This is a genomic window from uncultured Zoogloea sp. (assembly GCF_937894855.1).
GTDB lineage: Bacteria > Pseudomonadota > Gammaproteobacteria > Burkholderiales > Rhodocyclaceae > Zoogloea > Zoogloea oryzae.
This window is the reverse complement of the sequence record NZ_CALAYQ010000023.1, coordinates 1-13,376: the sequence shown is the minus strand read 5'-3', so window position 1 is coordinate 13,376 and position 13,376 is coordinate 1. Positions and strand designations below refer to the sequence as shown.

The window sequence follows — 13,376 nt, the reverse complement described above, 5'->3', positions numbered from 1 at the left end:
GCGCTCAGGCGCTCCAGCGCGCCCGGCCGGCGTTCTTGGCCCGGTACATGGCGTGATCGGCGGCGATCAGCAGGCGCTCGGCGGTGTCGCCGTCGTTGGGGAAGCGGGCCACGCCCACGCTGCAGGCGATGCGCAGTACGTGCCCATCCACCTCGAAGGGCTGCGACAGCGCCTCCACCACCTTGGCGGCGGTGGGTTCGATGGCGGCTTGGCCGGCGTCGCTGGGCATCGCCACCACGAACTCGTCGCCGCCAAGGCGCGCCACGGTGTCCTCGTCGCGGAACAGGCGCTGGAGGCGCTGGGCCACCTGCTGCAGCAGCAGATCGCCCACGTCGTGGCCGAAGCGGTCGTTCACCGGCTTGAAGCGGTCCAGGTCGATGAACAGCACCACGACCTCGCACTGATGGCGGCGGGCGTGATGGACCATGCTCTCGAGCCGGTCGGAGATCAGCGAGCGGTTGGGCAGGCCGGTGAGGCGGTCGAAGTTGGCCTGGTGCCAGATCTCGCCGTCACGGCGGCGCAGTTCGGTCACGTCGGCCACCAGGGCCACCCGGTGTACCACGCTGCCGTCGGCGGCCAGCACGGCCGAGATCACCGCGTGGCCGGTGTAGGCCTCGCCGTCGCGCCGGCGTCCCTCGAAATCGCCGCGCTGGTGGTGCAGGTCGGCGGGGCCGAATAGCTCGCCCAGGCTCTTGCCGCCCACCCGGCCGGCGGGAAGCGTCGAGATGTGCTGGCCACGCAGCTCGTCAACGCCGAAGCCGGTGATGGCGCTGAACGCCGGGTTGATGTCGACGATGCGGTTTCCGGTATCGACGATGACGATGCCTTCAGCCATGTAGTCGAGCACTTCGGACAGGTGCTCTTCCCGGTCGGCGAGGGCGGCCACCGCCCGCTCGTAGCGCCTGAGGGCGACCAGCAGCGCGCCGATCACGAGGAGCAGCAGCCCGCTGAAGATGCCCGCCTGCTGGATCGCCCAGGTGTTCTGGGCGCGCACCGGGGCGAGGGCGTCGTCGAGGGCGATGCCGCTCATCATCACCAGCCCCGAGGGCAGGCGGGTCCAGGCGTAGTGACGCAGGACGCCGTCCACCGAGGCGTGGGCGACGTAGTGGCCTTCCTTGAGGCTGGGGCGGGTGATGTACTCGCGCTGCTGGGGCGCCTGCTTGCCGTAGTGGGCCGTGGGGTCGAGGCTGCGCAGCAGGACGTGGCCTTGGGCGGAGACCAGGGTCAGGGTGTCGCGGGGGCCGCTCTCGAAGCGGGCGAGCTGTTCGGCCCAGGCTTCGGGCGAGACGGCGATGGACACCACGCCGTCGAATTGGCCGTCCCGGCGGATGGCGCGTGCCACCTGGATGCTCCACTTGCCGGTCAGGCGGCCCAGCACGGGTGGCGAGACCACCAGCCGGTCTTCCTGTTCGGTGGAGAGCTGGCGGAAGTAATCCCGGTCGCCCAGAAAATTGCGCGGCGATGGGCCTAGCGACGAGTAGGCCAGATAGCCCTCGGCGTCGATGCGGAACTGCTGGAGCACCAGCCCCGGCGGCATCGTCTCGGTGATCAGCTGCCCCTGCAGGGCCATCGCGGCGGGGCTGTCGAGGGTGGCGATGCGGGCCGTCCGGAGGGCGAAGTCGAAACGCTCGATGCCCGCCTGCACCGTTGCGCCGGCGGCGCGGGCCTGGATCAGCGCCTGGGCGCGCAACCGGTCGTTGGCTTCCCGTTCGTTCTGCCCGGTGGACGTGAGCGTGTCGTACCAGATGATGCCCAGCGCCAGCAACGTGACGCCGATGATCGCGGCACGGACGAACTGCAACGGCCTGGCCGATCGCTGGGGTAAGAGCCGGGAAATCATGGGAGTGGGCCGAATCCTCGCCGTGTCTGCGTCATGCCGAGGTACGCAGGTCTGTGCAGGCCTCAGTGTGCATCAAGTCGCGTGCGTGGTGGATGTCGGGATGCGTCGCGGGCCCTCGATGACGCAAAAAGGCGCAGGCAGGCGTGACGTCATCATGGCAGCGGGTGCGTCCGGAGGGCGAAGAAGACGGAGAACAGGCAAGGGGGTGTGTGGTGCTCATGGGCAGGATTGAACTGCCGACCTCTCCCTTACCAAGGGAGTGCTCTACCACTGAGCTACATGAGCACTGCACGTGCGCTGCAGAATGCGGCGCCGTCGGGTTGGTGGCTCACACCGCGGCCTGACGGCCTGAAGTGCGACAACCCTTGAAAAGCGGGGCGGATAGTATCAAGAGCGGCGGCCCCCCGCAAGGATGTCCGACGCATGATTGCCTGAAATCCGGCCGTTTTTCACGATTGTTGAGGCTTCGTGGGTGCCCGGCCGGCTTCAGGGTGTTCAGTAGCGCCGGGAGGGAGCCGGAGCGCCGCCGCTGCGCGGGGGCAGGTGACGGAAGGTGATGCGGCCCTTGGAGAGGTCGTAGGGCGACATTTCGAGGGTGACTTCGTCGCCGGCGATGATGCGGATGTGGTTCTTCTTGAGCTTGCCGCCGGCGTAGGCGATCAGCAGGTGCTCGTTGTCGAGGGTGACGCGGTAGCGACCGTCCGGCAGGACTTCGGTGACCTTGCCGTGCATTTCGATGAGTTCTTCTTTGGCCATGTTCGGGCTCCTTGTGGCGGGCCGCGCATCCGGAAAAGGGTGGATGGGCCCGGGTTTCGCCTGGCCCGGTTGGGGCCGGGGAGGGCGGGTGCCGGCCACCGGGTGGGCGATCGGCACGAGTTGCCTGCGAGAAATATCGCGGGCGCAGGTGATTGGCGTGGTGGACAGCGAGGCTGGCGCGCCAGCTGAAAGCATCGGGCCGGCGGAGGGCAGGCCGTTGCGGATGTGAATTCGATGGGGTGAGAGCACCGTCTGCGCAAGACGCGCGGACGACAATACGAATGCACGATTCAGATCGACATGATAGCACGGCCAGCGGCACCCACGTTGGGCCGTCTTGCCGGGAACCGGTGATGTTGCCGCTATGTCCGACTCTGGACCGCGGCAGATGCCGCCCGTTCAACGCACATCAAGGGGTAATCGATCATGTCGCTCAAGTTTCTGGGTATTGCCGGCAGTCTTCGCCAGAAGTCCACCAACAAGGGACTGCTGCGCGCGGCCCAGGCCAGCCTGCCGTCCGGGGTGAGCATGGAGTTTGCCGATCTGTCGGATGTGCCCTTCTACAACGCCGACCTCACCGCCAAGCCGGCGCCCGTCGAGCGCGTGCTGGCGCAGCTGGCCCAGGCCGACGCGCTGGTGCTGGCCGCCACCGAGTACAACTACTCGATGGCTCCGGCCCTCAAGAACATCCTCGACTGGGCTTCCCGCGAGCCGGACAACGCGCTCCTGGCTGGCAAGCCGGCGGCGATCATGGGCGCCGGCGGCGGGATGGGCACTTCGCGCGCCCAGTATCACCTGCGCCAGGTTTGCGTGTTCCTCGACCTGCATCCCCTCAACAAGCCGGAAGTCTTCGCCAACGCCTTTGCGGGCGCCTTCGACGGGGACGGAAACCTGACCGACGAGCGGCTGCAGAAGCTGGTCGCCGATCAGATGAAGGCCCTGGCCGACCAGACCCTGCGCAGCAAGGCCTGATCCGCGTCGGCCGGGCCGGCCGTCAGTCGATGCGCTTGATGAGCTCCGCGGCCGGCTCGACCAGCCCGGCCAGGGTTTCGTCGTCCAGGTCGAGCAGGCGCAGGCACGACGGGCCGAGCTTGTCCCATTCGCGGGTCTGGCTGCCGCCGGTGGCCGTCTGCACCAGCCGTTCGGCGGTCTGGGCGATGGCGATGAGGCGCCGCGAGGCCAGCGGCAGGCCAGAATCGAAGCGGTCGAGCATCTCCGGGTCGTGGTGGCTGCGGATCGCCTGGGAGATGATCTCGGGCAGCCACCAGTTCTGGGCCAGCAGGCTGCCGACCACCGCGTGGTGGGTGGGCAGGGCGTCGAGTTCGTGGGCGGTGAACAGCCGCTCGCCGTCGCGGTTGGCCCGCATCAGGATGTCCCGATAGGTGCCGAAGCGGCGCAGCAGGATCACGATCCCGCAATCCCGGAACAGCCCGAATGTGTAGGCGTCGTCGGCGCGCACGCAGGGCACCGCCAGGTGCTGGGCGAGCCAGCCCGACAGCGCGGCGATCTCGGCCGAGGTGTGCCAGAAGCGTTCGTAGTGGGCGCTGTTCGGAAAGGCCTTGTGCAGGCTGATCGCCGCGATGGCCCGGCTGGCGGCGTCGAGGCCGAGCATCATCAGCGCCTCGTTCACCGAGCGCACCCGCAGCGAGAAGCCGAAGTAGGGCGAGTTGGCGGTCTTGATGAGGCCGGCGGCGAGGCTCACGTCGCGGCTGATGAGCCGGCCGACCATGAACATGTCGGGTTCGTCCCGGTGCATCTCGTGGCGGATCCGGTCGATGATCTGCGGCCGCGGCGGGATGTCGATGTCGCGGATCGAGCGCTCCAGCAGTTCATCGACCACCGGATGGGCAGGTTTCAGTTGGTTCGTCATGGTGTGTTCCTTTGCTCAAGCCAGCCCAGCAAGGCTTCTTCGTTCATCGGCCGGGCCCAGATGAAGCCCTGGATGGCCTCGACCTCCGCGTCGTGGAGCGCGGCGAGCTGCTCCGGCGTCTCGACGCCTTCGGCCACCATCACCATGCCCAGCTCCCGGGCCAGCCGCGACATGGCACGCACCACCGCGTAGGCGCGCCGGTCGTCGGGCAGCACCTGCACGAAGGAGCGGTCGAGCTTGAGTTTGGTGGCCGGCAGGTCCTTCAGGCACGACAGGCTCGAGTAGCCCGTCCCGAAGTCGTCGATGGCCAGCCCGACCCCGGTCTCCCGGGCGCGGCGGAGGTTCTGCTGGACGATCTCGGACTCGTCCATCACCAGCGATTCGGTCAGCTCCAGCTCGATCAGGGCCGGATCGACGTTGGCGCAGATCAGCGCCCCGTGCAGCGCCGGCAGGAAGGTTGGCGAGGTGAGCTGGGCCCGGGACACGTTGATCGCCACCTTGGTGGGCCGCCCGGCGTGGCACAGGCGGGCGGCGAAGCGGGTGCCCTGGAGCAGGCTCCATTCGCCCAGGCGCACGATCAGGCCGGTCTTCTCGGCCACCGGGATGAAGCGCCCCGGCGCCAGCAGGCGGTCGTGCACCCGGCAGCGCATCAGCCCTTCGACGGCTTCGATGCGGCCGTCGAAGGTGAGCACCGGCTGGAAGTCGAGGGACAGCCCGCCGGTCTCCAGCGCCAGATGCAGGTCGGATTCCACCGCCAGCTCCTCGCGGGCGAGCTGCACGCCGTGGCGGCCGCGGAAAGTCTCGCTGCCCGAGACCACCAGCCGGTTGCCGCCCTGGCGCTTGGCGTCGAGCATCGCCCGGTCGGCGCGCTCGAAGAAGGCGTGCAGGCTCTCTCCGGCAGCATGCTGGGCGAGCCCGATGCTGGCGGTGGGGTGGATCATCATCCCGTCCAGTTCGAGCGGCTGTTCGAGGGCCTGGGCGAGCTGCTGCCCGAGGGCCCGGGCCTCGCCCAGGCTGGTGCCCGGCAGGAGGATCACGAATTCGTCGCTCCCCATCCGCATGCAGTGGGCCGTCACCGGCACGAGCCCCCGGATGAGGGTGGCGACATGGGCAATGATGCGGTCTCCACCGCGATGCCCGAACGAGGCATTGACTTTGTGAAAACGGTCGAGATCCAGCCACAGCAAGGCCAGCGGCTGGTCCTTTGCGTTGACTGCGCCAATGACCCGACGGGCGAGGGACAGGCTCCCACCTCGGTTGAGGAAACCGGTGATGGGATCTACGGCGAACTTGTGGTTCGACATGCTGGCTCCATCGTCAGGATTGCAGGCGCGATTGCTCGCGGGGTCCGGCGTGTGCGGAAAGCGTGACGCCTTACCTGCAATCGTATGAAAACAGCCCGTTATGGGCTTGACGATCCGCGCCTTTCGATTGACGATCTGCGCCACAAGAAAATTGGGGCGAGGACGCATGGCAACGACCAGTTCGCTGGCCACGGTGTGGCTGATGATGATCCGGATGTTCGAGCGGGAAGGGCTCGATCCGGCCGAGCTGCTGGCCGGGCTGGGCATTTCGGCCGAGCAGCTGGCGGAGCCCGGCAAACGCTTTCCGAGCCGCATCGCCGACATCGTCTTCGAGCGCGCCTGCCCGCGGCTGTCCGACCCGGCCTTCGCCCTGCACGCGGCGCGCTGCTGGCATCCGTCCAACCTGGGCACGATGGGCTACGCTTGGCTCTCCAGCAGCACCCTGCGCACCGGGCTCAAGCGCCTGGAGCGCTACGCCCGCATCCTCGGCGAGCGCTTCCGCTACACGGTGCAGGAGTCGTCCGAGGGCCTGCGTTTTGTGTACGACCACGGGCGTGGCGACAAGGCGATCGGGCCGTTCATGACCGACTTCTCGCTGTCGATCATCATCGACATGTGCCGCACCAACTTCGGCGACACCTTCACCCCGCTGCAGGTGCGTCTGCGTCGGGCGCTCCCCGCGCGGCGCGAGGCCTGGGACGCGTTCTTCGGCTGCCGCGTCGATTTCGGCGCTCCGGAAGACAGCTTTCTCCTCGCCCCCGCCGATGCCGACCGGCGCCTGCCCACCGCCTACCGGGACATGGCGGCCACCTTCGACCAGATCCTCACCGGGCAGCTGACCGAGCTCACCCGGGACGACCTCGTCACCCGTTGCAAGGCCCATCTGCTCGAACACCTGACCTCCGGCGAGCCCACCGAGCGGGGCCTCGCCGAAGCCGTGGGCCTCAGCCGCCGCACCCTGCAGCGCCGGCTGGCGGAGCAGGGCATCACCTACAAGCGGCTGGTGGACGAGACCCGCGAGGCGCTGGCCCGGCGCTACCTGGAGAACCCCCAGCGCAGCCTCACCGAGATCACCTTCCTGCTCGGCTTTTCAGAGCAGAGCGCCTTCACCCGCGCCTTCCGCCGCTGGCACGGCGAATCCCCCAGCGACTACCGCCGCCGCTGCGCTGCCGCGCCAGCCTGACCCGTTACAGGGCGTCCAGGTCGGCGCGCAAGGCCTCCGCCCGCTGGCGGATCGCCGTGCGGGCGGGCTCGTCGAAGCGTTCCAGCTGGCGGTACACCATGCCCAGCCGGTGGTTGGTGCCCAGCCGCTCGCGGTTGCGGTCGAAGAAATCCCAGTACAGCGCGTTGAACGGGCAGGCGTCGTCGCCCGTGCGGGCCTTGGCCTTGTAAGCGCAGCCCTTGCAGTAGTCGCCCATGCGGTCGATGTAGGCGGCGCTCGACACGTAGGGCTTGGTGGCCAGCAGGCCGCCATCGGCAAACTGGCTCATCCCCAGGGTGTTGGGCAGCTCGACCCACTCGAAGGCGTCGATGTAGATGCCCAGATACCAGCGGTGCACCTCGGCCGGGTCTAGCCCGGCGAGGAGCGCGAAATTGCCGATCACCATCAGGCGCTGGATGTGGTGGGCGTAGGCGTGCTCCAGCGACTGGCCGATGCTGTGGGCGAGGCAGCGCATCTTCGTCTTGCCCGTCCAGAACCACGCCGGCAGCGGCGCGTGGTGGCCGAAGACGTTGTGGTCCACGTAGCCCGGCATGTGCGCCCAATACACGCCGCGAACGTATTCGCGCCAGCCGATGATCTGGCGGATGAAACCCTCGGCCGCCGCCAGCGGCACCTGGCCGTCGGCGTGGGCCGCCTCGACCCGCCGGACGACCTCCCGCGGATTAATCATCTTGGTGTTGAGCGCGAAGGACAGCAGCGAGTGGAACAAGCGCCACGCCCGCGTGCTCATGGCGTCCTGAAAGTCGCCGAAACGGGGCAGCGCTTCGGTGACGAAATCCTCCAGCTGCGCCAGCGCCTCGCCGCGGTTGAGCGGCCAGGCGAGGCGATCCGCCGCCGGGTTGCCGAAGTGCTTCACCCCCGCCGCCTCGATGCGCAGCCACAGGGCCGAGTGGTCGTGGCGGATGCGCGGGTCGGCGGGCTCGCGGGGCAGGCCGGGCCAGGGCTTGCGGTTGTCGTGGTCGAAGTTCCAGCGCCCGCCCATCGGCTTGCCGCCGGCCATCAGCACGTCGTGGTGGGTGCGCATTTGGCGGTAGAAGTGTTCCATCAGCCACTGCTTGCGGCCCTCGAAGAGCCGCGCTGCGTCGAGCCTGGCGGTGAAGAAGTGCTCGCTGCCGACCATCGTGGCGGGGATGTCCAGCTGCTGCGCCCAGGCGGCGAGCTGCCGGTCGAGCCGCCATTCGTCCGGCGCCTGGTATTCGACGCGGGCGGCGCCGTGGCGGGCGATCAGGGCGTCCAGGTTGGCGGTGAGGGATTGGTGGTTGGCCGGGTCGTCGATGGCGAGGTATTCGACCCGGTGGCCGGCCTCGCCCAGCTGCCGGGCGAAGTCGCGCATCGCCGCGAAGATGGCGAGGATCTTCTGGGCGTGGTGGAGGACGTAGTCGGTCTCCTGGCGGATCTCCATCAGCACGTGGATCACGTCCGGGCGGGGTTCGGCAAACCAGCTGTGCAGCGGGTTGAGCTGGTCGCCGAGGATCAGGCGCAGGGTGGTCATGGGGCACTCCAGCGGGTCTGGTAGGCGTCGTCCGGGTCGTGCTCGGCGGCCTGTTTGTCGGGGTTGAAGCGGCGTCCGCCGCGCGGGTCGGTGCCCCGGCCGGAAATGTAGAGCCAGTTGCCCTGGTTGCTGCACACGTCGAAATCCACCAACTGGGCCTCGAACCACGCCGCGCCGGCACGCCAGTCGCAGGCGAGGTCATGGATGAGGTAGCTGGCGACGATCTGGCGCATGCGGTTGGAGAGATAGCCGGTGGCGGCGAGCTCGCGCATGCCGGCGTCGATCAGGCTGTGGCCGGTGCGGCCGGCCTGCCAGCGGGCGAAGGCGGTGGCGTCGTGGGGCGGCGGCGGGCTGTCCGACAGGCCGCCCGCCCGGTACAGGCGCCGGCCGTGCTTGCGGTGGAGCAGACGGAAGTGATCGCGCCACAGCAGCTCGAACCACAGCCAGTACGTGCCGTCGCTGGCGCCGCGGCGGACCTCGAAATCCTTGAGGCCGACGTGGATCTGCCGGGCCGACAGGGCGCCGATGGCGAGCCACGGCGAGAACTTGCTGGAGTCGTCGACGCCGGCGAGGCGGTTGCGGGTGGCTTTGTAGCTATGGGGCAGGCCGCGCGCCAGATACTGGGCGAGGTGGGCGCGCCCGGCGCTGGCGCCGCCGTGGAAGGCGGGCAGGGCGTAGGGGAAGGCCGAGCGCGGGTCGGCGGGCGGGGGCGGAGCGGGCGTCCGGGTGTCGCCCGGAGAATGGCCGTCGGGCAGTGGCGGCAGGCGTGTCGGCGCGGGGATCGGCGCCGGTGGCTGGATCCCGGCGCCTTCGACTCTCTGGCGGAAGGCGGTGAAGACATCCGGCAGGTTTGCGTCGGAGAACGGCAGTGTGGAAGGATCGAGCAGTGTTGATTGCCAGTGGGTTTCGACGCTGATGCCGGCGGCGCGAAGCTGGGCGAGCTGGGTTTCCTCCTCGGGCGCCGGGATCGCCTCGCAGACGATGCCCGTGGCGCCGGAGTGGCGGACGAGATCGGCAAGGCGTTCGACCGGGTCGCCGTGCAGTTCGACCAGCCCGCTACCGGCGGCCCGCAGCTGCGCATCCAGATCGGCGAGGGCCGTGGCGAGGAAATACCTGCGATGGGGCCCGACGCGCTCGAAACCCCACGCGGTGCGCTGGGCGGGCGGGTGGATGAAGACGGGGATGAGCCGGTCGGTGGCGTGGGCGGCGCGGGTGAGGGCAGCGTTGTCGGTGAGCCGCAGGTCGGCGCGGAACCAGTGGATGACAGTGTTCATGGCGTGGCTTTGGTCGGCCGCGTGCGGCGGCAGCGCTCGGAGCAGTACTTCACTTCGTCCCACACCCGCGCCCACTTCTTGCGCCACGCGAAGGGGCGGCCGCAGCAGGGGCAGGTCTTGGTGGGGAGGTGGGGCTTGGCGTGGGCCATCACAGGTCCAGTTTCAGTTGAGCCTTGTCGGCGGCTTGCCGGGCACGCGGGCTGGCGCTGGGGCTGCGCTTGCGCGAGCCGTGGCGGGCCACGATGGCGGCCTTGGCGGCGCGGACCTCGGGCTGGGCGCGCAGGGCAAACAGGCGGGCCTTGGCGCTGCGGGTGGCGGCGTCCAGATCCACGCAGGGTTCGGGAATGTCGCCAGGGCCCAGCCCGTGGGCGGCCTGCAGTGCGGCGGGCATTCGCCAGGGCTCGAACAGCCAGCTGTCGGGCACCTTGCGCAGGGCGGGCAGCCAGCGCCGCACGAAGTGGCCTTTCGGGTCGTGGTCGCGGGCCTGCTTGATGGGGTTATAGACGCGCGGCAGGTTGATGCCGGTGGTGCCGGACTGCATCTGCATCTGACTCCAGTGGATGCCCGGCTCGTAGTCGAGGAACTGCCGCGCCAGCCACAGCCCGACCGGCCGCCAGTGCAGCCACAGTGGGTAGGCCGCCACCGAGACCAGCATCGCGCGCATCCGGAAGTTGATCCAGCCGGTCTCGCGCAGCATGGCCACGCAGGCATCCACCAGCGGCCAGCCGGTGCGCCCGGCGGTGAGGGCGGCAAAGTGCACCGGGTTCCAGTCGGCCTCGCGCAGGCCGTCGTAGCCCCGGTGGAGATTGCGGAACTCCAGCGCGGGCTCACTCTCGAGCTTCTGGATGAAGTGGCAGTGCCAGTAGAGCCGGCTGATGAACGCGGTAAGGCCGTTGCGCTGGGCGCCGGCGGGCAGGTTGGCGACGGCGTGCCGGGTGGCATGGACGATCTCACGCAGGCTGAGGCAACCGAAGGCGAGGTAGGGCGACAGGCGCGAGCAGGCGGTGGGGGCGGAGAGCGGCGACGAGATGCCGCCCCGGTACTGCCGGCTGCGCTCGGTGAGGAAGTCGTCCAGCACCGCGAGGCCGGCCGTACGACCACCTCGCTGGCGTCCCGGCGGATCGTCGTCACCGAGGCCCAGCGCGGTGGCGTCGGGCGGCGGGACGTCGGGCCAGGGCAGTGGGGCGAAGCGTAGCGTCGGCGGTACGGGCAGGCAGGGCTGGCTGACGAAGGCTTCCCAGCGGGCCTGCCAGGTGTCCCGGTCGGCGAGGCGGCGCACCACGCCGAACTGGGGAAACTCCTGCCAGCGCACGCCGTGTTCGCGGCACCAGCGGGCCACCGCGATGTCGCGCTGGTAGGTGAGGCCGTTGCCGGTCTCCTCGTGGGAATACAACGCGCCGAAGGGCGCCGCGGCGTGGAGGCGGCCCAGCACCTCGGCCACTTCGCCGGTGACGAGGTGGATGCAGCCGCCGTGCTCCCGCAGCGCCCGGTACAGGTCGCGCAGGCTTTCGAGGATGAAGGCGTAGTGCTGGCGGGCGGCGTCGGGCTCGGCCCACAGGGAGGGCTCGACCACGTACAGGCACAGCACCGGGCCCCGCAGCGCGGCGGCGTGCAGCGCTGCGTGGTCGTGGAGCCGCAGGTCGCGCTTGAACCAGACGACGCTATAGTCCATCGCCGCGGCCGTTCAGGGCCTACCGAAGTGCTGCAGCACGTCCTGCGCCAGGCTGCGGCCGCTGAGCCACGCGCCTTCCACCTTGCCGCCGTTCAGCCAGTCGCCGCACAGGCCGATGCGGCGGTCCACGTCCCACACGTGGCAGGCGTCGAGGGGCGGCTCGGTGTCGGCGTAGCGCCAGCGGTGGGCGGTCCAGGCCTCGGGCGGCGGGGCGCCCAGTTCGGCGAAGGCGCGGAGCAGGGTGTCGGCGACGGCTTCGGGCGTGGCCTCGATGTGGGCCTCGCTCCATTCGGCGGTGGCGTGGAGCAGCCAGGTCTCGCCGCTGGGGCGGCCGGGCTTGCTGCTGTCCCGGGCGATCCAGCGCAGCGGGCCGCTATTCACGAAGGCGGCGTCGAAGGGAAGCGCGACGGGGGCGTCGTAGCGCAGCATCAGCGCCCAGCTGCCGCGCATGTTGGCGCGGGCGGAGAGGTTCGCCAGCCCCGGCGCGGTCGTGCGCAGCAGGGGCACGGCCTGGGGCGCGGGCACGGCCAGCAGGACCGCGTCGAAGCGCTTGGGGTGCAGGCCGTGCTCTGCCGAAACGAGCCACCAGCCGTCGGGGCTGGGGCGGATCTCGGTGACCGTGGTCTGCACCGTGAGGGGCAGCGCGTCGGCCAGAAAGCGGGCGGGGGCGGTCATGCGCGGCACGCCGACGAAGCGTTCGAGGGCGAAGTCGGCGCCGTGCTCGCCGGCTTCGCCCAGTACGGCAATGCGGGCGCGCCACAGATCGGCGACACCGGCGTGCTGCCAGCGGGCGACTTCGGCGCGGAAGGCTGGATCGCGGGCGGTGAAGTACTGGGCGCCGTGGTCGCACTGCCAGTCGTCGCCGCGGCGGGTGCTCATCCGCCCCGCGGGGCCGCGGCTCTTGTCGAGGAGGGTGAGGTCGATACCCGCTGCCTTGAGGGATGTTGCGCAGGACAAACCGGCGATGCCTGCACCGATGACGGCGACTTTTGGGTTTGATTTCAATTTTTGTCCTAGACAAAAAAGGAGGGTGCCCCATAATACAGCGCATCAGGAGCCGTTCAAAGCCGATTACGAGCGGCCACGTACCGAGGGAGTTGTCATGGACAGGATTGCACTTGTCACCGGTGCCGCCGGTGGGTTGGGGCGGGCAGTGGCCGCCGGGCTGGCTGCCGATGGCTGGCGGCTGATCGTCGTGAGCCGCGACGCCGCTCGGCTGGCCGCAGCCTTTGGCGACCAGCACCTGCAGATCGAGGCCGACTGCAGCACCGTTGCCGGGGTGCGGCAGATCTTCGAGCGGGCGGCTGCGGCTGGCCTGCTCCCCACCGCGCTGGCCCACTGCGTCGGCAACATCCGGCTGGGTTCGGTGCATCGCATGTCCGAGGCGGATTTCGACGACTGCCTGCGCGCCAATCTTGTGAGCGCCTTTCACACCCTGGGTGGTTTCATCGGCGCCCTGCGCGAAGCGCGCAGCCCGGGCGCGGCGGTGCTGGTGTCGTCAGCCGCGGCGCAGATTGGCACGCCCAACCACGAAGCGGTGGCGGCGGCCAAGGCGGGGGTGGAAGGGCTCGTCCGCGGTGCCGCGGCGAGCCACGCGGCAGCGGGCATCCGGGTGAATGGCGTGGCGCCGGGCATCATGGATACGCCAGCCGCCTCGGCCATCCTCGGCAGCGCCGCCGGGCGGGATGCGGCCGCGCGGCAATATCCGCTGCCGGGCATAGGGTCGGCGGAGGAACTGGCGCAGCTGATGGTCTGGCTGCTGTCGGAGCACGCAGCGCGGGTGACGGGGCAGGTGTGGGCGATGGACGCCGGCTTCACGCGGATTCGCCCGCTGGTGAAGTGATCGCGCGCGGATTGGCGGCAGGATGCCTTCGGGCGTGACGCGAGCTCATGTCCCGTCCTGCTATAGCTTGACAGCCTTCGGCGTGCCGTTTCGCCGATCAGCT

The 13,376-nt window shown here is 69.7% G+C and carries 12 protein-coding genes and 1 tRNA gene; 3 read left to right on the top strand and 10 right to left on the bottom strand.

The features are described 5' to 3' along the window. Positions 1 to 4: 4 nt before the first annotated feature. The 3 genes from Q0672_RS02055 to infA all read right to left on the bottom strand — a co-directional run bounded on the left by Q0672_RS02055 (position 5) and on the right by infA (position 2,596). Positions 5 to 1,801 (bottom strand): diguanylate cyclase, encoded by a 1,797-nt coding sequence (locus Q0672_RS02055; protein ID WP_298619199.1) that lies wholly within the window; start codon positions 1,799 to 1,801, stop codon positions 5 to 7. 249 nt (positions 1,802 to 2,050) lie between these two features. Next, positions 2,051 to 2,125: transfer RNA gene (locus Q0672_RS02050), tRNA-Thr, on the bottom strand. Between the two features lie 210 nt (positions 2,126 to 2,335). Continuing rightward, positions 2,336 to 2,596, bottom strand: coding sequence for a translation initiation factor IF-1 (gene infA, locus Q0672_RS02045; RefSeq protein WP_153163123.1), 261 nt, complete (start codon positions 2,594 to 2,596; stop codon positions 2,336 to 2,338). A gap of 426 nt (positions 2,597 to 3,022) precedes the next feature. Here infA and Q0672_RS02040 point away from each other — a divergent pair, with 426 nt between their 5' ends. Further along, on the top strand, positions 3,023 to 3,568 hold the full coding sequence (locus Q0672_RS02040) for an NADPH-dependent FMN reductase (RefSeq protein ID WP_298619195.1): 546 nt from the start codon (positions 3,023 to 3,025) through the stop codon (positions 3,566 to 3,568). A gap of 22 nt (positions 3,569 to 3,590) precedes the next feature. On the opposite strand, the gene Q0672_RS02035 is transcribed toward Q0672_RS02040, so the two are convergent. Then, positions 3,591 to 4,466, bottom strand: a complete 876-nt coding sequence (locus Q0672_RS02035; RefSeq protein WP_298619193.1) for an HDOD domain-containing protein — start codon at positions 4,464 to 4,466, stop codon at positions 3,591 to 3,593. After that, entirely contained in the window at positions 4,463 to 5,770 is a 1,308-nt protein-coding gene (locus Q0672_RS02030; RefSeq protein WP_153161904.1) for an EAL domain-containing protein, read from the bottom strand. The genes Q0672_RS02035 and Q0672_RS02030 overlap by 4 nt, the downstream gene beginning before the upstream one ends. A 166-nt stretch (positions 5,771 to 5,936) precedes the next feature. On the opposite strand from Q0672_RS02030, the gene Q0672_RS02025 reads away from it, so the two are divergent. Then, positions 5,937 to 6,953: an AraC family transcriptional regulator gene (locus tag Q0672_RS02025; RefSeq protein ID WP_298619189.1), complete on the top strand. Its 1,017-nt coding sequence runs from the start codon at positions 5,937 to 5,939 to the stop codon at positions 6,951 to 6,953. Between the two features lie 4 nt (positions 6,954 to 6,957). On the opposite strand, the gene Q0672_RS02020 is transcribed toward Q0672_RS02025, so the two are convergent. From Q0672_RS02020 to Q0672_RS02000, 5 genes are read right to left on the bottom strand one after another with little or no spacing between them, the layout of a single operon-like run. Further along, the gene (locus Q0672_RS02020; protein WP_298619187.1) at positions 6,958 to 8,484 is read right to left on the bottom strand and encodes a cryptochrome/photolyase family protein; all 1,527 of its coding nucleotides are present in this window, start codon (positions 8,482 to 8,484) and stop codon (positions 6,958 to 6,960) included. Beyond that, positions 8,481 to 9,758, bottom strand: a complete 1,278-nt coding sequence (locus tag Q0672_RS02015; protein WP_298619185.1) for a DASH family cryptochrome — start codon at positions 9,756 to 9,758, stop codon at positions 8,481 to 8,483. The genes Q0672_RS02020 and Q0672_RS02015 overlap by 4 nt, the downstream gene beginning before the upstream one ends. Next, on the bottom strand, positions 9,755 to 9,907 hold the full coding sequence (locus Q0672_RS02010) for a DUF2256 domain-containing protein (protein WP_153161908.1): 153 nt from the start codon (positions 9,905 to 9,907) through the stop codon (positions 9,755 to 9,757). Before Q0672_RS02010 ends, Q0672_RS02015 begins: the two co-directional genes overlap by 4 nt. Beyond that, positions 9,907 to 11,430, bottom strand: coding sequence for a cryptochrome/deoxyribodipyrimidine photo-lyase family protein (locus tag Q0672_RS02005; protein ID WP_298619181.1), 1,524 nt, complete (start codon positions 11,428 to 11,430; stop codon positions 9,907 to 9,909). Before Q0672_RS02005 ends, Q0672_RS02010 begins: the two co-directional genes overlap by 1 nt. A gap of 12 nt (positions 11,431 to 11,442) precedes the next feature. Further along, positions 11,443 to 12,435: an NAD(P)/FAD-dependent oxidoreductase gene (locus Q0672_RS02000; RefSeq protein WP_298619179.1), complete on the bottom strand. Its 993-nt coding sequence runs from the start codon at positions 12,433 to 12,435 to the stop codon at positions 11,443 to 11,445. Between the two features lie 97 nt (positions 12,436 to 12,532). On the opposite strand from Q0672_RS02000, the gene Q0672_RS01995 reads away from it, so the two are divergent. After that, on the top strand, positions 12,533 to 13,273 hold the full coding sequence (locus Q0672_RS01995) for an SDR family oxidoreductase (protein WP_298619177.1): 741 nt from the start codon (positions 12,533 to 12,535) through the stop codon (positions 13,271 to 13,273). Positions 13,274 to 13,376: the final 103 nt, after the last annotated feature.